This is a genomic window from Serratia plymuthica NBRC 102599, from assembly GCF_001590925.1.
Taxonomy (GTDB): domain Bacteria; phylum Pseudomonadota; class Gammaproteobacteria; order Enterobacterales; family Enterobacteriaceae; genus Serratia; species Serratia plymuthica.
On the sequence record NZ_BCTU01000011.1, the window covers coordinates 22,407 to 42,620 of the forward strand.

Sequence of the window (20,214 nt, forward strand, 5' to 3'; positions counted from 1 at the left end):
GGAGGCGCAGCGTGCTGCGCCTCTCTTGCCTCAGTAAACAATCACCAGTTTGCCCTGCATATGCCCGTCGAGCAGCTTTTTATGTGCGGCGGTCAGGGTCTCGACCGTCAGCCCCTGCAGCGTTTCGCTCAGTGTGGTGCTCAACTTTCCTTCGTCCAGCAACTGCGCCACCTGCCTGAGGATTTCACCCTGCTGAGCGATGTCCGGCGTGGTGAACATGCTGCGGGTAAACATCAATTCCCAATGCAGTGCGGCGCTTTTCAGCTTCAACGCGTTTTGATCGAGCGGCTGTTGGTTTTCCACGATGGTGCAGATGTGGCCCAGCGGCGCAATCAGATCCGAGATCGCCTTCCAGTGGCCATCGGTATCGTTCAGGCAAAGAATATAATCCACGTTTTCAATGCCCTGCTGCGCCAGATTCCCTTTAAGATCGCGGTAATCCACCACCAGATCGGCGCCGCGCTCCCGACACCAGGCTGCCGACTCGGGGCGCGAAGCGGTGGCAATCACCTTCACCTTGCTCAACTGGGCGGCGAACGGGATCGCCAGCGAACCCACGCCACCGGCACCGCCGATAATCAGCAGGGTTTTCCCTTCCGCCGCGTCCTGGATTTTCAGGTGCTCGAACAGCGCTTCCCAGGCCGTCAGCGCGGTCAACGGCATGGCGGCGGATTCCGCCCAGTTCAGGCTGCGTGGTTTATGTGACACGATGCGCGAATCAATCAACTGCTGAGTGCTGTTGCTGCCCGGCCGAGTGATATCACCGGCGTACCAGACTTCATCACCGGCTTTGAAACCTTTGACGCCGCTGCCCACCTCAAGCACCACGCCGCTGGCGTCCCAGCCGAGGATGCGCGGCTGTTGCAGGCCGCTTTTTTGCAGACCGGCGTGGACTTTGGTATCCACCGGATTGACCGACGCCGCTTTGACCTCCACCAGCAGATCGTATTGGCCTGGGGCCGGTTTTTCCGGGCTGATTTCAATGAAACCGGCGGGGTTTTTCGGGTCTACGGCAATGGCTTTAATTGGCATGATTGTGCTCCTTTAGAATGAATACCCTCAGTGTAGACCTCTCAGAGGAGAGTGATAAGATGGACAATAGCTAACTAAGTGTTCGTTTGAGGTGAACAATGATGTTTAAACAGCTGCAGGATATGGCGTTGTTCGCGCTGGTGGCCGAGTGCGGCAGCTTTACCGCCGCCGCCAACCGCGCCGGTTTGCCTAAATCCAGCGTCAGCCAGCGCATCAGCCAACTGGAACAAACGCTGGGTTTGCGGCTGCTTAACCGCACCACCCGTCAGCTCAATCTGACCTTCGCCGGCGAACGCTATCTGGTGCACTGTCAGGAAATGTTGTCCGCCGCCGAACGGGCCGATCTGGCGCTGCAGCGGCTGCGTGACAACCCCAGCGGCCGGTTGCGCATCTCGACGCCCGCCGGGCTGGGGGCGACGCTGGTGGCGCGGCTGGCGGCGGATTTTCAGCGCCAGTACCCGGACGTTACGCTGGAGGTTTCGGTGTCTGATGCGATGGTGGATCTGGTACAAGAGGGCTATGACGCCGCGTTCCGCACCGGTAAACCGCAGGACTCCTCGCTGATTGGCCGCCGCCTGGGGCATGCCCCGCGTTATCTGCTGGCGGCGCCGGCCTATCTGGCGCAATTCCCGCCGCTCCTGCATCCCCAGCAGTTGCAGCAGCACCGCTGCATTACGCACCGCGCCTGGACGGCCTGGAGCCTGCGCCGCGGTGACGAGTATTACCGCTGGCAACTGCCGATGCTGCATATCACTGACAATCTGTTGTACGCGCGTGAATGCGCGATTTCCGGTGCCGGTATCACTCTGCTGCCGGCCTTTCTCAGCCGCGAGGTGGTGGCGCAGAAACAGCTGGTGGAGGTCCTGCCGGAATGGCGGGCGGAAGGGAATGAACTGTATTTGGTTTACCCCAGCCGCAAGCTTAACTCACCGGCGCTGGCCTGTTTTATCGATGTGGTGTTGCAGCATCCGGTATTTGTGGACTATGCACAGGCACTGGATTGGGGATAATAAAAAGCCCGCAAGATGCGGGCTTGATAGCATAGATAGCCAACCTGATGTTACTTGGTGACTTTCTTGTACTTGATACGACGAGGTTCCAGTGCATCGGCACCCAGAGTACGCTTTTTGTACTCTTCGTATTCGGTAAAGTTACCTTCGAAGAACTCCACCTTGCCTTCATCCTGATAGTCCAGAATGTGGGTGGCAATACGGTCAAGGAACCAGCGGTCATGCGAGATCACCATGGCGCAGCCAGGGAATTCCAGCAGGGCGTTTTCCAGCGCGCGCAGGGTTTCGATATCCAGGTCGTTGGTCGGTTCATCGAGCAGCAGCACGTTGCCGCCAACCTGCAGCAGCTTGGCCAGATGCAGACGGCCACGCTCACCACCGGACAATTCGCCCACGCGTTTGCCCTGATCGACGCCCTTGAAGTTGAAGCGGCCGACATAGGCGCGGCTTGGCATTTCGGTGTTGCCCACGCGCATGATGTCCTGACCGCCGGACACTTCTTCCCACACGGTTTTGGCGTTGTCCATGCTGTCGCGGAACTGATCGACAGAAGCCAGTTTGACGGTATCGCCCAGCGCGATGTTGCCGGAGTCAGGTTGTTCCTGGCCGGACATCATGCGGAACAGCGTGGATTTACCCGCGCCGTTCGGGCCGATAATGCCGACAATCGCGCCCTTAGGTACGGCGAATGACAGATCGTCAATCAGCAGGCGGTCGCCGTAGGATTTACGCAGGTTGCTGACTTCAACCACTTTGTCGCCCAGGCGTGCGCCAGGTGGAATAAACAGTTCGTTGGTTTCGTTACGTTTCTGGTATTCGGTGCTGTTGAGTTCTTCAAAGCGGGCCAGACGGGCCTTGCCTTTAGACTGACGGCCCTTGGCACCCTGGCGTACCCACTCCAGCTCTTTCTCGATCGACTTGCGGCGAGCGGCTTCGGTTGAGGCTTCCTGCGCCAGACGCGCGTCTTTCTGTTCCAACCAGGAAGAGTAGTTGCCTTCCCACGGAATGCCTTCGCCACGGTCCAGCTCGAGGATCCAGCCGGCCACGTTATCAAGGAAGTAACGGTCGTGGGTGATCGCCACCACGGTGCCTTCGAAGTCGTGCAGGAAGCGTTCCAGCCAGGCCACGGACTCGGCGTCCAGGTGGTTGGTCGGTTCGTCCAGCAACAGCATGTCCGGTTTTTCCAGCAGCAGGCGGCACAGCGCTACGCGGCGGCGCTCACCACCGGAAAGGTTGGCGATTTTGGCGTCCCATTCCGGCAGGCGCAGCGCATCGGCGGCGCGCTCCAATTGGGTGTTGAGGTTGTGACCATCGTGGGCCTGAATGATCTCTTCCAGGCGGCCCTGTTCAGCGGCCAGCTTGTCGAAGTCGGCGCCTTCTTCAGCGTACAGCGCGTACACTTCGTCAAGGCGTTTCAGAGCACCGACGACTTCGGCCATCGCTTCTTCAACCGATTCGCGAACGGTGTGTTCCAGGTTGAGTTGCGGTTCCTGCGGCAGGTAGCCGATTTTAATCCCCGGTTGCGGGCGCGCTTCGCCTTCGATATCGGTATCGATACCGGCCATAATGCGCAGCAGGGTGGATTTACCGGAACCGTTCAGGCCCAGCACGCCAATTTTGGCGCCAGGGAAGAAGCTCAGGGAGATATTTTTCAGGATGTGACGCTTCGGCGGAACCACTTTGCCGACGCGATGCATGGTATAGACGTATTGAGCCACGTTGCTCTAAGCCTCTCTATATCAGTTTTTATAGGATGTCTGGCTGCGGAGTGTAGCCCGTTTCGAACACGGATCCCAGACATCATCAGCGATCGCTAAGTATAACCCTTTATGCGCCTTTAACAGGCGCATCTCGACAGATTAAGGTGTGACGACGATTGCGACGCGGCGGTTTTCCGCACGGCCGCTGGAGGTGCGATTATCGGCGACCGGATCGCGCTTGCCCATGCCGCGAGTTTCGATATTGGCGCGCGGGATGCCTACGCTGGCCAGCAAATCGGCCACTGCGTTGGCGCGGCGCAGCGAAAGCTGGTCGTTATAGCTGTCTTCACCGTAGTTATCCGTATGACCATCCAAGCGGAACTTGGTGATGCCTACGCTCATCAGCGCACGGCCCATTTTCTGGACCGTTTCGGTGCTTTCCGGATTCAGTTTGCCGATGTTGTTGCCAAACAACACCTTGTCGGAGAGGCCGAATTCCCAGCCGTTATCCGTCAGTTTGAACCCTTGAGACTGTAACAACGCGACCTGCTCGGGCGTCAGGCCCTGCGGTTTGCTCTGGCACCCGGCAAGGGCGAGCAGGGCGACAAACATCATCGCCAGCAGTGAGAAACGGTTTTTCAGTGTTTGCTGTATCATAATCAAATCCCTGGTTTTAATTTTATAGCTGGGGCTTTATTTCTGTATTGCCAGCCGCCAGCCTCCGTTATAACGATGCTTTGCCTGATACATCGCATCGTCAGCTTCGTGCAAAAGACCCTGAGGCGTTACTGCATGTTCAGGGTAAAGTGCAATACCGATACTCAGAGAGGTCGTCACCGCCTCGTCGTTCGGCAAAATTATCGGTTGGGTCATGCAGTCGATAATGTTGTCGGCAATTTGCAGCACATCTTCCGTACTGTGAACCGGCGCCAACAGCACGGCGAACTCATCGCCGCCTAAACGTGCGACCAGGTCACTTTCACGCAGTTGCGCGCGAATCCGCCCGGCAATGGTGGTCAGCACCGCATCACCGGCCGCGTGACCGTAACTGTCATTCACCTCCTTGAAGCGATCGCCGTCGATAAACAACACCGCAAGTTTTTCCGTCGGCTGAATATCGCCCAGAGCGCGGCTCAGCCGGCCTTCAAAAAAGGCGCGGTTCGGTAATCCGGTCAGGCTGTCATGGGTCGCCCGGTGGGTCAGTGAATCATTTTCCTGCTTCAGGTGTGCCTGCCAGGCTTCCAGCTCATCGAGCAGGCCGTTGAAGTCGTTGCTCAGTTCGTGCAGTTCGGCAATGGGTGCCGACGGTACTCGCAGCCCAAAGGTGCGATCGCGTCGCACCACATGGGCCACCTTGGCGATGTCGTCCAGCGAACTGACAATGCCCAGCAGCATACGGCGGGAAAGCACCAGTGCGCACAGGGTACTGAGCACCAGGCAGGCGATCATGCCCAGAATACCCCGCAGCAGGAAACGCAGCAGGCTGCCGCCGTTGCCGCTTAGCCAGACCTTGCCGACCTGTTTGCCTTCGTGGGAGATCGGCAAGACCACCGGTTCCGGCAGTGCCCAGTGAGCGACAATCTGCTCCAGACCGTGCAGCGGACCGTCTTTGGGACGATGCCAACTGACCAGCACGTTGCCGCCGTTGTCCAGAATTTTGGCTTCCGACACCTCTTCTTTGGAGGCGATCAGCACCATCGCCTCTCGAATGTAGGGGCGATCCCCAAACACCACGGCGGCCTCGACGGTATAGCTGATGGAGCGCGCAATCAGATGCAGGTTGTGGTTGGCGTAGGCGCGCAGCGCGAACAGCGCTACCAACGTCAGAAAAATCCCGGCGGTGCCGACGGCAATCAGCGCCAGCCCAAGATTTGCCCGTTGCAGCACCCTGCCCAGCGTGGGCCGCGAATGCCCGGAACGGTTCTTGCGCAGCCATATCATAGCGGCGGCGCCTGTTTGCGCGCCAACTGCAGCACGTTAGGATGAACGCGTACGCCGCTGCGTGCCAGAGCGTCCAGATTTACTTTGAAACTGGCCTGGTCACCGTCAATCTGCAGGCAAAACGCGCTGCCGGCAGAGCATTCGCCGTCGTTCTCGCTGATACTGAGAATGGAATGACCCTGGATGCGCTGTATAAAGTTTTGTTTCTGGCCGGCGTTGATATTACCCAAATAAATCACGTCACATCCGGTGTTCAGCAGAGGGCTGTCAAAGGGCACTCGCTCGGTTTTTATCGGCCGGGGAGCGCTCAGCAAAATAGGGTCGAACAGGCCTTCGGCATATTGGGTCGGCGCCGTTACGCACAGGCGGATGGGTTTGGGCTCGCTGGGCCAGCGGGCATAGCTGATAATGCCGACCACGACGGTGGTGACGGCATGTGTGCGGTTCTGATAGGGACTGCGCGTCTCGGGACGAGCCAGCCCGGGAAGCGCCAACAGCAGGACCAGAATGAAGGGTAGCAGGCGGCCGTCGTCAAGACGTGCGCAAATGAAGCTCGTGAGTGAGCTTTTTGCGCTGGCTGCTAACATCACGGCATTTTTTGCCATCTTCATCTGCCATTCCTGCCAACGTCCGCAGTACGGTAGCGGTGATCTAACAATGAAAAACCTGACCCGACGGAGGGGATAATCGTAATGCTAAGAACTGTTAATCGCACTGTCTGATGAACACTATCTAACCCATAATTGGCGCGGATTGTATTATAAGATATCTCTGTTGCGCGCTTTATGTGCCGTTTTCTCGGATTTATCCTATCTTTTTTTAACAGTATAAAACGCCTCGGGGAGTTGGCCAGGCGTTTTCGGCAAAGAAAACGGCATTGGGTCGGCAGTACGGCGATTTGCGACATGCCTGTAGTTAATTTGTCAGCCAGGGTAAACGTTTTTTACCTGACGCCCCCCATGACGATAAACTTCTTCTTCTACAGTAGTGAATGGATAGGCGATTGCGCTGTCTATGATAGATGCCTGAGCTTATCGCTCTGCACACCTTTTTGCTCTGGCGTGTATTCCACTTCAGGGCGCGAAATACTCGAAGAACCGGTTTCTCCGGGCCTTGACCGTTGGCGTAGCGCGGCAAGGGGGAGGGGGTTCTGGCAACACAACCAGCGAGGAAAGAGTAAGTATGGTCAAGGTAGACAAATGGCGGCTGTTGGCGGTGGGGTTGTGCCTGACGGCATTCTCGGGCGCTGCACTGGCGGACTCTCTCGACGCACAGCGTCAGCGTTACCTGCAAATCAAGCAGGCGTGGGACAGCAATCAGATGGATGTCGTGGCGCAACTGATGCCGACGCTGCGTGATTACCCGCTTTACCCTTATCTGGAATACCGCGAACTGACGCAGGATCTCAGCCAGGCCGGCTTCTCCGAGGTGAATGACTTTATCAAGCAGCACCCGACGCTGCCGCCCGCCAAGTCGCTGGCGCCTCGTTTTGTCAATGAATTGGCGCGCCGTGAGGACTGGCGCACTTTGCTGGCTTTCAGCCCGCAGGCCCCCAAACCGATAGCCGCACGCTGTAATTATTACTATGCCAAATGGGCCACCGGCGATCAGCAGGCGGCCTGGAGCGGCGCGGACGATCTCTGGATGAGCGGTAAAACGCTGCCGGGCACCTGCGACAAACTGTTCAACGTCTGGCAGGGGGCCGGCAAGCAAACGCCGCTGAATACCCTGGCGCGCATGAAGCTGGCGTTAAAAGAGGGCAACAGCGGCCTGGTTAACAGCCTTTACCGCCAGTTGCCGTCCGAATATCAGACCATGGGTGACGCGCTGGTGCGCCTGCAGAACGATCCCGCCACCGTAGAGGCTTTCGCCCGCAGCGTTGGCCCGACTGACTTTACCCGGGCGGCGACCGGCATCGCTTTCGAGCGGCTGGCTCGTCAGGATGCGGAAAACGCCCGTGCGATGATCCCGAGTATCGCCCGCCTGCAGAAAATGAGCGACAGCGAGCGGTTGGGGCTGGAAGAAGCGGTGGCGTGGCGCCTGATGGGCAGCGATGCGACCTTCGAGCAGACCCAGTGGCGCGATAAGGTGATCCTGCGTAGCCAGTCTCCAACGCTGCTGGAACGCCGTGTGCGCATGGCGCTGGGCAGCGGCGATCGTCAGGGCGTGGCGACCTGGCTTGCGCGCCTGCCGGCAGAATCGCGCAATAAAGACGAATGGCGTTACTGGCGTGCGAGCATCTTGCTGGACGAAGGCAAACGCGGTGAGGGTGAAGAGATCCTGCGCAGCCTGATGAACGAACGTGGCTTCTACCCGATGGTGGCGGCGCAGAAACTGAATACGCCTTATCCGGTTATGGTGGCGGTGGCGGCCAAACCCCGCGCTTCGCTGGTGGACGGGCCGGAAATCGCCCGCGTACGTGAACTGATGTACTGGAACATGGATAACCTGGCGCGCAGCGAGTGGAGTTCGTTCGTTGCCAGCCGCAGCCGGCCTGAACAGGAAGCGCTGGCGCGTTTCGCATTCGAGCAGAATTGGGCCGATCTCAGCGTGCAGGCAACCATCGTCGGCAAGCTGTGGGATCACCTCGAGGAGCGCTTCCCGGTGGCCTGGTCGCAAGAGTTCCGCAGCGCTACCGATGACAAGGGGATCACGCCGAGCTACGCCATGGCGATTGCCCGTCAGGAAAGCGCCTGGAACCCGAAAGCGCAGTCACCGGTGGGGGCCAGCGGCCTGATGCAGGTGATGCCGCGGACCGCGCAACATACCGTGCAAATGTACAATATTCCCGGCTACTCAAGCCCGAGCCAGCTGCTTGATCCGAAAACCAATATTACTATCGGTACCAGCTACCTGGAGTATGTTTACCAGCAGTTTGGCCGTAACCGCATCCTGTCGTCGGCGGCTTATAACGCCGGCCCATCGCGGGTGAATACCTGGTTGGGGAACAGCGAAGGGCGCGTCGATGCGGTGGCGTTTGTTGAAAGCATCCCGTTCTCGGAGACCCGTTCTTACGTGAAGAACGTGTTGGCTTACGACGCGTTTTACCGCTATTTGATGCACCGCCCGGCCAAAGTGTTGACCGATGCCGAATGGCAGAGACGTTATTGATTTTGACGGCGCTATGGTATGCTGCTGTACTAGTTAAATAGTATGGTGGCTTGCCATGACGCAATTATCGCTTAACGATCCGGCTCTTTCAGAACAAGGCAATGAGGATTGGCTGCGCTTTGTCGCGCTGCTGCAAAATTCGTTCGCTCAGGAGCTGCATCAGCCCTTGATGCAACTGTTGCTGACGCCGGATGAGCGTACGGCCTTAGGCACGCGGGTACGGATTATTCAGGAACTGATGCGCGGTGAGATGAGCCAACGGGAACTGAAGAACGAACTGGGGGCGGGAATTGCCACCATCACTCGCGGTTCGAACAGCCTGAAAGCGGCGACGCCGGCGTTGAAACAGTGGCTGGAGCAGCAGTTGCTGGGCGATGCGCAGTAGCGCCGCGCCCGGTATGGGTTATTTATTCGGCGTGCCGTTGTGGCTTTGGTAGACAGGATTGTGAAATGGCACCAGCGCCAGCAGCAGAGCCTGATGATAAACGCTGGTGCGGCTCAATCGCCCATCGGTAAAGATGCCGATAGCGCCACCCTGGCGCTTCACGTCGACATTGCCGGTGATGGCCGCCATCTCCGTGCCCAATTCGCGGCCGGCGCGAATTCCCTGTAAAATTATCTCCGGCAGCATCAGGCTGGCTGAGCGCGATTCGCCGCGAGTCTGTGGGCTTTCCACCGTCATCCAGGCGAAGGTCATATTCTCTTCGATGCCTGCTTCCACGCCGACCCAGAAGTCGGCCTCCGGGCGAACCTGACGGGCTTCCATTACGCGCTGGCGTGCGCCGGTGCGGGTCTCGTGATTGCCTATCGGTTGCAGTGAGACGCCGCTGGCGACGTCGACAGATTCAATGCGACATTGGTCCGCGCCAAAGGTGTCATCAAAGGCCAACTGAATAGCCTTGATCTTTGCCGGGTTGGTAGTTGCAGCGACAACATGATACATAACGGGTTTGGCATCCTTAAGCTAAGAGCCTATTCACTGCGTCAGAGGCTTGCGTAAGCCGCTTCTGACGAAGATAAACTCAGGTTTCACGCAGTATAACGGAAAAGCAAAATGTTACAGGTATACCTCGTTCGCCACGGCGAAACGGAATGGAATGCGGCTCGCCGTATCCAGGGCCAGTCCGACAGCCCGTTAACCGCCAAGGGTGAACATCAGGCGCATCTGGTTGCCCGGCGTGTCAGCAAAGAGGGCATCACGCACGTTATCACCAGCGATCTGGGGCGTACCCGTCGCACTGCGCAAATCATCGCGGAAGCTTGCGGCTGCGAGGTGATTAACGATCCACGTTTGCGTGAACTGCATATGGGGGTGCTGGAAGAACGCCTGATCGACAGCCTGACGCCGCAGGAAGAGCAGTGGCGTAAACAGATGGTCGATGGCACTGCTGACGGCCGCATCCCTCAAGGTGAATCCATGAACGAGCTGGGCGAACGGATGCGTGCCTCGCTGGAAAGTTGCCTGATGTTGCCTGAAGGCAGTAAACCGCTGATTGTCAGCCACGGTATTGCCCTGGGCTGCCTGATCAGCACCGTGCTCGGGTTGCCGGCCTATGCCGAGCGCCGCCTGCGTTTGCGTAACTGTTCGTTGTCGCGTGTTGATCATCAACAGAGCCCATGGTTGGCTTCCGGCTGGATCGTGGAAACGGCGGGCGATGTCACGCATCTGGACATGCCCGCGCTGGACGAACTGCAGCGTTAACGGCGGATCGGGATCAGGTAGTCGCAGTTGATCTCGGTCGGCGGTTGGGGTGGCCGACGGTCACCCTTGGGATAAAAGCGCTCGATGTCGTGCCCTTTACGGCGCGTCAGTTTGAGCGCCGGCAGGCAGGTGCCATACAGCGTCAGGATAAAGTCCTGCAAACCGGAAGCCGGCCCTTCATAGCTGAACATCGCATATTCACCGCCCTGCAACACCAGCGGCTGGCCTTCCTGAACTTTATCCGGCACGTGGTGCGGCTCCAGCGCCGTGGTGTACAACACTTCCTGTTCGTCGTCTTTTTCCTGGCTCGGGCGCGAATGGTGCAACCCGTAGAGTACCGGTGGCAGCGTCTCGGCTTCGCCCAGATATTGGCGCCAGAACTGTGAACGCAACTCGGTACGGAAGTTGGAGATTTGCTCCAGCGTGCAAGAATAGCTTTGCGTCAGGCCAATCAGGTGCTGTTCCGGCAACGTGACGAATTCAGGCTGAGGCAGGGTGAAGGCACCCAGGCGGATTGGCGGACAGATGCCGAACGCGTTCCAGTCTTCGGCACGGCGATACAACGCCGGCGTTTGCGCAAACTGTTTTTTAAACGCGCGAGTGAAGGTCTGCTGCGAGTCGAAGCGATACTGCAAGGCGATATCCAAAATCGGCCGGCTGGTTAAACGCAGCGCCACCGCAGCTTTAGACAGTCTCCTTGCCCGGATATATGCGCCGATGGCGTTACCGGTAATATCTTTGAACATCCGTTGCAGATGCCATTTAGAGTAGCCCGCTTTTGCCGCCACGTTGTCCAGCGACAAGGGTTGGTCCAAATGGCTTTCCAGCCAGCTAAGCAGATCACGAATGATACCGGCTTGATCCATAGATCTTCCTCGTAGAGCTTTAGGGTAGGAACCCGAACTGTTTATTCATTACGCAGGTGCTTGCGCTATCAGACCAATCCATGAGCCATTTTGCGTAGCACTCTTTGCTTCTTGCAGCACGTTGCGCAAGAGTTGGACAGGGGCACACCTTAAACGGGCGCAAAGAAATAACGACGCCGCATAATAGCAATTTTTTTCCTCCGAGACTCTCAAAGATTTTTTTCACGCTCTGTGCTAGAAAGAGGAGTGCGGACCAGAAAAATCCCGATTCTGTGACCTAAGACATAAACAATATTGATCGCTGAGCCTGTTTTTCCAGGCGGTAGCTCTTGGAGTTAAGTGAATGAAAAAAGGATGGATATTTTTGTTTGGTTTAGTTTGCGCAACGGTAAACAGCGCGCAGGCTGAACAAGTAGGGTCGGTCGATACGGTATTTAAACTCTTTGGTCCGGACCACAAAATTGTGGTGGAAGCGTTCGACGATCCGGATGTTAAAAATGTAACTTGTTATATCAGTCGGGCAAAAACCGGTGGCATCAAAGGTGGCCTGGGATTAGCGGAAGATACGGCGGATGCGGCTATTTCCTGTCAACAGGTGGGGCCGATTACCCTGAACGATAAAATCAAAAACGGCAAGGCGGAAGGGACGGTGGTGTTCCAGAAAAGGACGTCGCTGGTATTCAAAAAGCTGCAGGTGGTGCGTTTCTACGACGCTACCCGCAATGCGCTGATTTATCTGAGCTATTCAGACCGTGTGGTGGATGGTTCACCGAAAAATGCGCTGAGCGCGGTGCCTATCATCCCTTGGGGTGAGACGAAATAAAATCAGGGGTTCAAATGAACCCCTGATGTTTTTAACGCGGGAGAGATTACTCTTCCAGATCGCCGCAGAAACGGTAGCCTTCACCGTGAATGGTGGCGATGATTTCAGGCGTATCCGGCGTTGATTCGAAGTGCTTGCGAATGCGGCGAATGGTTACGTCTACGGTACGGTCGTGCGGTTTCAGCTCACGGCCGGTCATTTTCTTCAGCAGCTCGCCACGGGATTGGATCTTGCCCGGGTTTTCGCAAAAGTGCAGCATGGCGCGGAATTCGCTGCGCGGCAGCTTGTACTGTTCACCTGCCGGGCTGATCAGTGAGCGGCTATTGATGTCCAGCTCCCAACCGTTGAATTTATAGCTTTCTACCAGTCGACGTTCTTCGCCGACGCTGCCCAGGTTCATGGTGCGAGACAGCAGATTGCGTGCGCGAATGGTCAATTCACGCGGATTAAACGGCTTGGTGATGTAGTCATCAGCGCCGATTTCCAATCCGAGGATTTTATCCACTTCGTTATCGCGGCCGGTCAGGAACATCAGCGCGACGCTGGCCTGTTCGCGCAGTTCACGCGCCAGCAGCAGGCCGTTTTTGCCTGGCAGATTGATGTCCATGATAACCAGATTGATATCATTTTCAGACAGGATGTTGTGCATCTCTGCACCATCATTGGCTTCATGAACAACGTAGCCTTCCGCCTCGAAAATGCTCTTCAGGGTGTTACGAGTGACTAACTCGTCTTCGACAATCAGAATGTGCGGGGTCTGCATATTTGCTACCTAAAATTGCCAACAAAATAGAAAATAGGAAGTACAGAAGTCTTTGCTTTCTTAGACGAGGGCAGAGATAGCGCTCACGTTCCCTCTTACCAAATGACTAAAGTACGTAAACTCGTTCTTGATGCACTTTCCATCTAATGTCAACAAGATCGCTAGCTTGGTGGGGCGGTTATTCCTTACACCCCAAAGGTGCCAAAACGGCGGATATCCTAACCCTATTAACAGCAATATAACAGTGCGTGCCGAATTCATCACCCAACAAAACTACGCTTTGTTGACATATATCAAATTCAATTGTAGCACGTTAACAGTTTTGTGAAAAACACTTACAGAACTGCCAGCTTAAGTCACAGAACCACAAATTCTGTGTACGATTCAGCATTGTTGCGCTTAATAGGTTACAATTATGGGCTTATTGATAAGAGTGCTATTTTAACGTATTGATTAATAAGAACAGTAAAACATAAGTGGCAATAATATCTATTCCACTCTATTTATCCGTTAAAAAACCTATTTATACATCTCTGTAGCAATTTTTGGGATTTTTGTTGCGCAGTTGTAAATATAATCAGACTATCCCGAACAGTCAAAAACTCGCGATTCCTCTTTCTGTGGAGTATTGATGCAGCTTCATATTGTTTTAGTGGCTCCGGCACGGCCGGAAAACGTCGGCGCCGCAGCGCGGGCAATGAAAACCATGGGATTCACCTCGTTGCGCATCGTCGACAGCGAAGCGCACCTGCAGCCGGCAGCGCGCTGGGTCGCTCATGGGGCGGGGGAGATCCTCGACGGCGTGCAGACTTTCGCCACCTTGGCTCAGGCGTTAGCGGACGTGGACTTCACCGTAGCCACCACGGCCCGCAGCCGTGCGCGTTTCCATTATTACTGTACGCCGCAGCAACTGTTGGGGCAATTGGGCGAGCGCAGCCAGTGGGTGAATCAGGCTGCCCTGGTATTTGGCCGCGAAGATTCCGGCCTGACCAATGAAGAGCTGGAACTGGCCGATCTATTGACCGGCGTACCTATGCAGGCGGACTACCCTTCGCTGAATCTCGGCCAGGCGGTCATGGTGTATTGCTATCAACTGTCGGAACTGATGAACGTCAGTGCGCGGCAGGAGACGATGGCCAATGAAGGGCAGTTGCGGGCATTGCGTCAGCGCGCCGAAGGATTATTGGGCGCGTTGGGGGTCAGCGATGACCAAAAATTGCGCGATTGGCTGCATCAGCGGCTGGGCGTTCTGCCACAACGGGATACGGCGATGTTGCACAGGTTGCTGCATGACATCGAAAAAAAGCTCACAAAGTGATACCTGCAAGCTCTGGTCATTATGCAGTGTGATCCACTGCAAAACTGCCTTCAGGTTGTTTTTTTGTTCTGCCATTTGGCTTTTCTGCTATCGCATTGCCCACTCGCCAAGCGGGGTGGAAAAGGGGCAAAAACAAGAAATAATTTGACTTGGGAAAGCGATTGCTTTAACCAATAGAGGGGACAGAGTATTTAATGAGACAGACAGAAAAAATGCGAAACATCAGCCTGAATATCACAATTATTACCACCACCGAAACCACAGGTAACGGGGCGGGCTGACGCGTACAGGAAACAAAAGAAAAAAGCCCGCACCTAAACAGTGCGGGCTTTTTTTTCGGCTTAAATTCGGGAGAGATCAGAAATGCGAGTGCTGAAATTTGGCGGAACTTCGGTAGCGAATGCAGAACGTTTTCTGCGCGTTGCCGACATCATGGAAAGTAACGCACGTCAGGGACAGGTAGCCACGGTATTGTCCGCGCCTGCAAAGATCACCAACCACTTGGTGGCGATGATTGAAAAAACGGTGGCCGGGCAAGACATTCTGCCAAATATGAGCGATGCGGAGCGCATCTTCGCCGACCTGCTGAGCGGCCTGGCGCAGGCTCTGCCAGGTTTCGAATACGATCGCCTGAAGACCCTGGTCGATCAGGAGTTCGCCCAACTGAAGCAGGTGCTGCACGGCGTAGCGCTGCTGGGGCAATGCCCGGACAGCGTGAACGCGGCGATTATCTGCCGTGGCGAGAAGCTCTCCATCGCCATCATGGAAGGCGTATTCCGCGCCAAGGGTTTCCCGGTGACGGTGATCAACCCGGTAGAGAAATTGCTGGCGCAGGGGCATTATCTGGAGTCGACCGTAGATATCGCCGAATCCACGTTGCGCATCGCCGCAGCGGCTATCCCGGCGGATCACATCGTGCTGATGGCCGGTTTTACCGCCGGTAATGACAAGGGCGAACTGGTGGTGTTGGGCCGTAACGGTTCCGATTACTCTGCTGCCGTACTGGCCGCTTGTCTGCGCGCCGACTGTTGTGAGATCTGGACCGACGTAGACGGCGTTTATACCTGCGACCCGCGCACCGTGCCGGACGCCAGGCTGCTGAAGTCGATGTCGTACCAGGAGGCGATGGAGCTTTCTTATTTCGGCGCCAGCGTGCTTCACCCCCGTACCATCACACCGATTGCCCAGTTCCAAATCCCTTGCCTGATCAAAAACACCTCCAATCCGCAGGCCCCCGGCACGCTGATCGGCGGTGAAAACGTGGATAGCGATACCCCGGTGAAGGGCATCACCAACCTGAACAACATGGCAATGATCAACGTCTCCGGCCCGGGGATGAAGGGCATGGTCGGCATGGCCGCGCGGGTGTTCGCCGTGATGTCGCGCACCGGTATTTCGGTCGTGCTGATTACCCAATCCTCTTCCGAATACAGCATCAGCTTCTGCGTGCCGCAGAGCGAGCTGCAGCGTGCGCGCCGTGCGCTGGAAGACGAATTCTATCTTGAGCTGAAAGACGGCTTGCTCGAGCCGCTGGACGTGATGGAGAAGCTGGCGATTATCTCTGTCGTGGGCGACGGCATGCGCACCTTGCGCGGCATCTCGGCCCGCTTCTTCTCCGCGCTGGCGCGCGCCAATATCAACATTGTCGCCATCGCCCAGGGCTCGTCGGAGCGTTCCATCTCGGTGGTGGTCAGCAACGATTCCGCCACCACCGGCGTTCGCGTCTGCCACCAGATGCTGTTCAATACCGATCAGGTGATTGAAGTGTTTGTCATCGGCGTCGGCGGCGTCGGCGGTGCCTTGATCGAGCAGATTTATCGCCAGCAGCCGTGGCTGAAGCAAAAGCATATCGATCTGCGCATCTGCGGTATCGCCAATTCCCGAGCCATGCTGACCAATGTGCACGGTATTGCTCTGGAGAGTTGGAAAGAGGAACTGGCCGCGGCTAAAGAACCGTTCAATCTGGGCCGCCTCATCCGTCTGGTGAAGGAGTATCACCTGCTGAACCCGGTGATTGTCGACTGTACCTCCAGCCAGGCGGTTGCCGACCAATACGCGGATTTCCTGGCCGATGGTTTCCACGTGGTGACGCCGAACAAGAAGGCCAACACCTCGTCGATGAACTACTATCAACAGCTGCGCACCGCCGCTGCCGGCTCACGCCGCAAGTTCCTGTACGACACCAACGTCGGCGCGGGTTTGCCGGTTATCGAGAACCTGCAAAATCTGCTGAATGCAGGCGACGAACTGACGCGTTTCTCCGGTATCCTGTCCGGTTCGCTGTCGTTTATTTTCGGCAAGCTGGACGAAGGCATGTCGCTGTCGGCGGCGACCCTGGAGGCCAAGGCCAAAGGGTTCACCGAGCCGGATCCGCGTGACGATCTTTCCGGCATGGACGTGGCCCGCAAGCTGCTGATCCTGGCCCGCGAGGCGGGTTACAAACTGGAACTGGGGGACATTGAGGTTGAGTCGGCGCTGCCGCCGTCCTTTGACGCTTCCGGTGATGTGGAAACCTTCCTGGCGCGCTTGCCGGAGTTGGATAAGGAATACGCGCGCAACGTGGCTAACGCCGCCGAGCAGGGTAAGGTGTTGCGCTACGTCGGCGTGATCGAAGATGGCCGCTGTCAGGTGCGCATTGATGCGGTAGACGGCAACGATCCGTTGTATAAAGTGAAGAACGGTGAGAACGCCCTGGCCTTCTACAGCCGTTACTATCAGCCATTACCTTTGGTGTTGCGCGGCTACGGCGCCGGTAATGATGTGACTGCGGCGGGGGTATTTGCCGACCTGTTGCGCACACTGTCATGGAAGTTGGGAGTTTAATATGGTTAAGGTGTATGCACCGGCCTCAATTGGCAACGTCAGCGTCGGCTTCGACGTTCTGGGTGCAGCGGTGTCTCCGATCGACGGCACTCTGTTGGGCGATTGCGTCAGCGTGGAAGCCGCCGAAACGTTCAGCCTGCAAAACGCCGGCCGCTTCGTCAGCAAACTGCCTGACGATCCGAAAGAAAATATCGTCTACCAGTGCTGGGAGCGTTTCTGCCAGGAGATAGGCCGGCAGATCCCGGTGGCGATGCGGCTGGAGAAAAACATGCCGATCGGTTCCGGGCTAGGCTCCAGCGCCTGTTCGGTGGTCGCCGGATTGATGGCGATGAATGAATTCTGCAATCGTCCGCTGGACAAAATGACGCTGCTTGGCCTGATGGGCGAGCTGGAAGGCCGCATCTCCGGCAGCGTGCATTACGACAACGTGGCGCCATGCTACCTGGGCGGCCTGCAGCTGATGTTGGAAGAAGAGGGGTTCATCAGCCAGGAAGTGCCCTGCTTTAAAGATTGGTTGTGGGTGATGGCCTACCCGGGCATCAAGGTGTCCACCGCCGAAGCGCGCGCTATCCTGCCCGCGCAGTACCGCCGTCAGGACTGCATCAGCCATGGCCGCTATCTGGCGGGCTTTATCCATGCCTGCCATACCCAGCAGCCGCGTCTGGCAGCCAAATTGATGCAGGACGTGATTGCTGAGCCGTACCGTACCCGCCTGCTGCCGGGCTTTGCCGACGCGCGCAAGGCCGCGCAGGACATCGGCGCTCTGGCTTGCGGCATCTCCGGCTCCGGCCCGACGCTGTTCGCCGTCTGTGACGACGGCGCCACCGCACAACGCATGGCCGACTGGCTGACCAATCACTATCTGCAAAACGACGAAGGTTTTGTTCATATTTGCCGTCTGGATACCGCAGGCGCACGACTACTGGGATAACGCATGAAACTGTACAACCTTAAGGATCACAACGAGCAGGTCAGCTTCGCACAGGCGATCAAACAGGGCCTGGGCAAACAGCAAGGGCTGTTTTTCCCGCTGGATCTGCCGGAGTTCGAACTGACCGAAATCGATCACCTGCTGGAGCAGGACTTTGTCACCCGCAGCACCCGCATCCTGTCGGCGTTTATCGGCGATGAAGTGTCGGAAGAGGCGCTGCATAAGCGCGTGGCGGCGGCGTTTGAATTCCCGGCGCCGGTTGCGCCAGTAGAAGACGACATTGCCTGCCTGGAGCTGTTCCACGGCCCGACGCTGGCATTCAAAGACTTCGGTGGCCGCTTTATGGCGCAGATGCTGGCGGAAGTGGCGGGCGATCAGCCGGTGACTATCCTGACGGCGACCTCCGGCGATACCGGCGCCGCCGTGGCGCACGCTTTCTACGGCCTGAAGAACGTACGCGTGGTCATCTTGTATCCGCAGGGCAAAATCAGCCCGCTGCAGGAAAAACTGTTCTGCACCCTGGGCGGCAATATCCACACCGTGGCGATCGACGGTGACTTCGATGCTTGCCAGGCGCTGGTGAAACAGGCCTTTGACGATCAGGAGCTGAAAGAGGCGCTGCACCTGAACTCGGCAAACTCCATCAATATCAGCCGCCTGCTGGCGCAGATTTGCTATTACTTCGAAGCGGTGGCGCAATTGCCGCAGGAAGCGCGCAATCAACTGGTGATCTCGGTGCCAAGCGGCAACTTCGGCGATCTGACCGCCGGTCTGCTGGCCAAGTCGCTGGGCCTGCCGGTGAAGCGTTTTATCGCCGCCACCAATGCCAACGACACCGTGCCGCGCTTCCTGACCAACGGTCAGTGGCAGCCGCACGCTACGGTCGCGACGCTGTCGAATGCGATGGACGTTAGCCAGCCGAACAACTGGCCGCGGGTGGAAGAGCTGTTCCGCCGTAAAATCTGGCAGTTGAAAGATCTGGGCCACGCTACGGTGAGCGATGAAACCACCAGGGACACCATGCGGGAACTGGCGCAATTGGGGTATCTCTCAGAACCGCATGCCGCGATCGCTTACCGCGCTCTGCGCGATCAACTGCGGGAAGGGGAGTTTGGTTTGTTCCTCGGCACCGCGCATCCGGCCAAGTTCAAAGAGAGCGTAGAAGAGATCCTCGGCCAGGAGTTGCCGCTGCCGAAGGCGCTGGCGCTGCGTGCCGACTTGCCGCTGCTGTCCCACAGCCTGCCGGCCGGTTTCGCCGAGTTGCGTAAATTCCTGATGGCTCTGCCGGCCTGAAACCGCCCAGCCTAAAAACGAAAGCCGTCATTGCGACGGCTTTTTTTTGCGTTCTTTTTTACTGTTCGGGGCGTTTGAACACCAGTTCATTGCCCTGGGAACCGGCTTCGTCAAAGACATAGCCTTCCAGGTTGAAATCCACCAATTGCTCGCGCTGCGTCAGGCGGTTTTTGATGATAAAGCGGCTCATCAACCCACGCGCTTTTTTGGCGTAGAAACTGATCACCTTATATTTGCCGTTCTTCTCGTCGAGAAATACCGGCTTGATCAGCGTGCCGTGCAGTTTGGCCGGTTTCACCGACTTGAAGTACTCGTCGGAAGCCAGATTGACCACTACGTCGTCACCCTGTTGTTCCAGCGCCTCGTTCAACTTTTTGGTGATCTGCTCGCCCCAGAAACTGTACAAGTCCTTGCCCTTGGGATTCTCCAGCCTGATGCCCATCTCCAGCCGGTAAGGCATCATCAGATCGAGCGGGCGCAGCACGCCATATAAGCCGGACAGCATCCGCAGGTGCTGCTGGGCGAAATCAAAGTCCTCTTCGCTGAAGTCCTGCGCCTGCAGGCCGGTATACACATCGCCTTTAAACGCCAATAACGCCTGGCGGGCGGTGTCCGGGGTGAATTTAGGCTGCCAGTCGCTGAAGCGAGCGGCATTCAGGCCGGCCAGTTTATCGCTGATGCCCATCAGGCTGGAGATTTGCGCCGGCGTCAGCTCGCGGCAGATTTTGATCAGTTGCTTCGACTTGTCCAGCAATTCGGGCTGCGTGAAGCGTTCTGTCGCCAGCGGGCTTGCGTAATCAAGGGTTTTTGCAGGTGAAATAATAACGAGCATGGCCAGATCCTGTTTATCCAAGAGCGGATACTGTAGCAAAAAGCGCGAGAAAAAGGGGCAATGGGTCTG

At 57.0% G+C, this 20,214-nt stretch carries 19 protein-coding genes and 1 other annotated feature; of the genes, 10 read left to right on the forward strand and 9 right to left on the reverse strand.

All coding sequences use genetic code 11. The features are described 5' to 3' along the window. Positions 1–30: 30 nt before the first annotated feature. Complete coding sequence (locus SPL01S_RS07445) at positions 31–1,032, reverse strand: zinc-binding alcohol dehydrogenase family protein (protein ID WP_063198631.1); 1,002 nt, start codon at positions 1,030–1,032, stop codon at positions 31–33. Positions 1,033–1,130: 98 nt separating this feature from the next. Here SPL01S_RS07445 and SPL01S_RS07450 point away from each other — a divergent pair, with 98 nt between their 5' ends. Beyond that, the gene (locus SPL01S_RS07450; RefSeq protein ID WP_063198633.1) at positions 1,131–2,042 is read left to right on the forward strand and encodes a LysR family transcriptional regulator; all 912 of its coding nucleotides are present in this window, start codon (positions 1,131–1,133) and stop codon (positions 2,040–2,042) included. Between the two features lie 50 nt (positions 2,043–2,092). On the opposite strand, the gene ettA is transcribed toward SPL01S_RS07450, so the two are convergent. From ettA to yfiR, 4 genes are all read right to left on the reverse strand, one after another. Beyond that, positions 2,093–3,760 (reverse strand): energy-dependent translational throttle protein EttA, encoded by a 1,668-nt coding sequence (gene ettA, locus SPL01S_RS07455; protein ID WP_063198636.1) that lies wholly within the window; start codon positions 3,758–3,760, stop codon positions 2,093–2,095. A gap of 141 nt (positions 3,761–3,901) precedes the next feature. Then, complete coding sequence (yfiB, locus tag SPL01S_RS07460; RefSeq protein WP_004949970.1) at positions 3,902–4,399, reverse strand: outer membrane lipoprotein YfiB; 498 nt, start codon at positions 4,397–4,399, stop codon at positions 3,902–3,904. A 36-nt stretch (positions 4,400–4,435) separates the two neighbouring features. Beyond that, positions 4,436–5,683, reverse strand: a complete 1,248-nt coding sequence (dgcN, locus tag SPL01S_RS07465) for a diguanylate cyclase DgcN/YfiN (protein ID WP_063198639.1) — start codon at positions 5,681–5,683, stop codon at positions 4,436–4,438. Continuing rightward, entirely contained in the window at positions 5,680–6,294 is a 615-nt protein-coding gene (gene yfiR, locus SPL01S_RS07470) for a regulatory sequestration protein YfiR (protein ID WP_063198642.1), read from the reverse strand. Before yfiR ends, dgcN begins: the two co-directional genes overlap by 4 nt. Positions 6,295–6,865: 571 nt before the next feature. Between yfiR and sltY the strand changes: the two genes are divergently transcribed. Together sltY and trpR are read left to right on the forward strand one after the other, a co-directional pair. After that, on the forward strand, positions 6,866–8,794 hold the full coding sequence (gene sltY, locus SPL01S_RS07475; RefSeq protein WP_063198645.1) for a murein transglycosylase: 1,929 nt from the start codon (positions 6,866–6,868) through the stop codon (positions 8,792–8,794). Between the two features lie 55 nt (positions 8,795–8,849). Beyond that, positions 8,850–9,179, forward strand: coding sequence for a trp operon repressor (trpR, locus tag SPL01S_RS07480; protein WP_004949979.1), 330 nt, complete (start codon positions 8,850–8,852; stop codon positions 9,177–9,179). A gap of 18 nt (positions 9,180–9,197) precedes the next feature. On the opposite strand, the gene yjjX is transcribed toward trpR, so the two are convergent. Further along, positions 9,198–9,737, reverse strand: coding sequence for an inosine/xanthosine triphosphatase (yjjX, locus tag SPL01S_RS07485; RefSeq protein ID WP_063198647.1), 540 nt, complete (start codon positions 9,735–9,737; stop codon positions 9,198–9,200). A 111-nt stretch (positions 9,738–9,848) separates the two neighbouring features. On the opposite strand from yjjX, the gene gpmB reads away from it, so the two are divergent. Continuing rightward, entirely contained in the window at positions 9,849–10,496 is a 648-nt protein-coding gene (gpmB, locus tag SPL01S_RS07490) for a 2,3-diphosphoglycerate-dependent phosphoglycerate mutase GpmB (protein ID WP_013811434.1), read from the forward strand. On the opposite strand, the gene robA is transcribed toward gpmB, so the two are convergent. Further along, entirely contained in the window at positions 10,493–11,362 is an 870-nt protein-coding gene (gene robA / locus SPL01S_RS07495) for an MDR efflux pump AcrAB transcriptional activator RobA (protein WP_004949984.1), read from the reverse strand. The two genes, gpmB and robA, sit on opposite strands and share 4 nt — an antisense overlap. A 343-nt stretch (positions 11,363–11,705) precedes the next feature. On the opposite strand from robA, the gene creA reads away from it, so the two are divergent. Beyond that, positions 11,706–12,185 carry a protein CreA gene (gene creA, locus SPL01S_RS07500; protein WP_004949986.1) on the forward strand — a complete coding sequence of 160 codons (480 nt, stop codon included), beginning with the start codon at positions 11,706–11,708 and terminating at the stop codon, positions 12,183–12,185. 46 nt (positions 12,186–12,231) lie between these two features. Here creA and arcA read toward each other — a convergent pair whose 3' ends face one another. Continuing rightward, on the reverse strand, positions 12,232–12,948 hold the full coding sequence (gene arcA / locus SPL01S_RS07505) for a two-component system response regulator ArcA (RefSeq protein ID WP_004949989.1): 717 nt from the start codon (positions 12,946–12,948) through the stop codon (positions 12,232–12,234). A gap of 631 nt (positions 12,949–13,579) precedes the next feature. Here arcA and SPL01S_RS07510 point away from each other — a divergent pair. From SPL01S_RS07510 to thrC, 5 genes are all read left to right on the forward strand, one after another. Then, entirely contained in the window at positions 13,580–14,266 is a 687-nt protein-coding gene (locus tag SPL01S_RS07510; RefSeq protein ID WP_063198650.1) for a tRNA/rRNA methyltransferase, read from the forward strand. A 212-nt stretch (positions 14,267–14,478) separates the two neighbouring features. Beyond that, a complete protein-coding gene (gene thrL, locus SPL01S_RS24455; RefSeq protein ID WP_100220745.1) occupies positions 14,479–14,547 on the forward strand; it encodes a thr operon leader peptide in 69 nt (22 codons plus the stop codon). Next, positions 14,486–14,604, forward strand: a sequence feature (Thr leader region). (Overlaps the previous gene by 62 nt.) 25 nt (positions 14,605–14,629) lie before the next feature. Next, entirely contained in the window at positions 14,630–17,089 is a 2,460-nt protein-coding gene (gene thrA, locus SPL01S_RS07515) for a bifunctional aspartate kinase/homoserine dehydrogenase I (RefSeq protein WP_006323533.1), read from the forward strand. A 1-nt stretch (position 17,090) separates the two neighbouring features. After that, a complete protein-coding gene (thrB, locus tag SPL01S_RS07520) occupies positions 17,091–18,020 on the forward strand; it encodes a homoserine kinase (RefSeq protein ID WP_004949998.1) in 930 nt (309 codons plus the stop codon). 3 nt (positions 18,021–18,023) lie between these two features. Then, entirely contained in the window at positions 18,024–19,313 is a 1,290-nt protein-coding gene (thrC, locus tag SPL01S_RS07525; protein WP_004949999.1) for a threonine synthase, read from the forward strand. Between the two features lie 58 nt (positions 19,314–19,371). Here the strand turns inward: thrC and yaaA are convergent, their stop codons facing one another. Continuing rightward, a complete protein-coding gene (gene yaaA / locus SPL01S_RS07530) occupies positions 19,372–20,145 on the reverse strand; it encodes a peroxide stress protein YaaA (RefSeq protein WP_063198652.1) in 774 nt (257 codons plus the stop codon). Between the last annotated feature and the right edge of the window lie 69 nt (positions 20,146–20,214).

What these genes read in the sequence shown, in the direction of transcription:
- SPL01S_RS07445 (WP_063198631.1), bottom strand. Translation starts at nt 1,032, where the DNA reads ATGCCAATTAAAGCCATTGCCGTAGACCCGAAAAACCCCGCCGGTTTC.
- SPL01S_RS07450 (WP_063198633.1), top strand. Translation starts at nt 1,131, where the DNA reads ATGATGTTTAAACAGCTGCAGGATATGGCGTTGTTCGCGCTGGTGGCC.
- yfiB (WP_004949970.1), bottom strand. Translation starts at nt 4,399, where the DNA reads ATGATACAGCAAACACTGAAAAACCGTTTCTCACTGCTGGCGATGATG.
- dgcN (WP_063198639.1), bottom strand. Translation starts at nt 5,683, where the DNA reads ATGATATGGCTGCGCAAGAACCGTTCCGGGCATTCGCGGCCCACGCTG.
- yfiR (WP_063198642.1), bottom strand. Translation starts at nt 6,294, where the DNA reads ATGAAGATGGCAAAAAATGCCGTGATGTTAGCAGCCAGCGCAAAAAGC.
- sltY (WP_063198645.1), top strand. Translation starts at nt 6,866, where the DNA reads ATGGTCAAGGTAGACAAATGGCGGCTGTTGGCGGTGGGGTTGTGCCTG.
- trpR (WP_004949979.1), top strand. Translation starts at nt 8,850, where the DNA reads ATGACGCAATTATCGCTTAACGATCCGGCTCTTTCAGAACAAGGCAAT.
- yjjX (WP_063198647.1), bottom strand. Translation starts at nt 9,737, where the DNA reads ATGTATCATGTTGTCGCTGCAACTACCAACCCGGCAAAGATCAAGGCT.
- gpmB (WP_013811434.1), top strand. Translation starts at nt 9,849, where the DNA reads ATGTTACAGGTATACCTCGTTCGCCACGGCGAAACGGAATGGAATGCG.
- robA (WP_004949984.1), bottom strand. Translation starts at nt 11,362, where the DNA reads ATGGATCAAGCCGGTATCATTCGTGATCTGCTTAGCTGGCTGGAAAGC.
- creA (WP_004949986.1), top strand. Translation starts at nt 11,706, where the DNA reads ATGAAAAAAGGATGGATATTTTTGTTTGGTTTAGTTTGCGCAACGGTA.
- arcA (WP_004949989.1), bottom strand. Translation starts at nt 12,948, where the DNA reads ATGCAGACCCCGCACATTCTGATTGTCGAAGACGAGTTAGTCACTCGT.
- SPL01S_RS07510 (WP_063198650.1), top strand. Translation starts at nt 13,580, where the DNA reads ATGCAGCTTCATATTGTTTTAGTGGCTCCGGCACGGCCGGAAAACGTC.
- thrA (WP_006323533.1), top strand. Translation starts at nt 14,630, where the DNA reads ATGCGAGTGCTGAAATTTGGCGGAACTTCGGTAGCGAATGCAGAACGT.
- thrB (WP_004949998.1), top strand. Translation starts at nt 17,091, where the DNA reads ATGGTTAAGGTGTATGCACCGGCCTCAATTGGCAACGTCAGCGTCGGC.
- thrC (WP_004949999.1), top strand. Translation starts at nt 18,024, where the DNA reads ATGAAACTGTACAACCTTAAGGATCACAACGAGCAGGTCAGCTTCGCA.
- yaaA (WP_063198652.1), bottom strand. Translation starts at nt 20,145, where the DNA reads ATGCTCGTTATTATTTCACCTGCAAAAACCCTTGATTACGCAAGCCCG.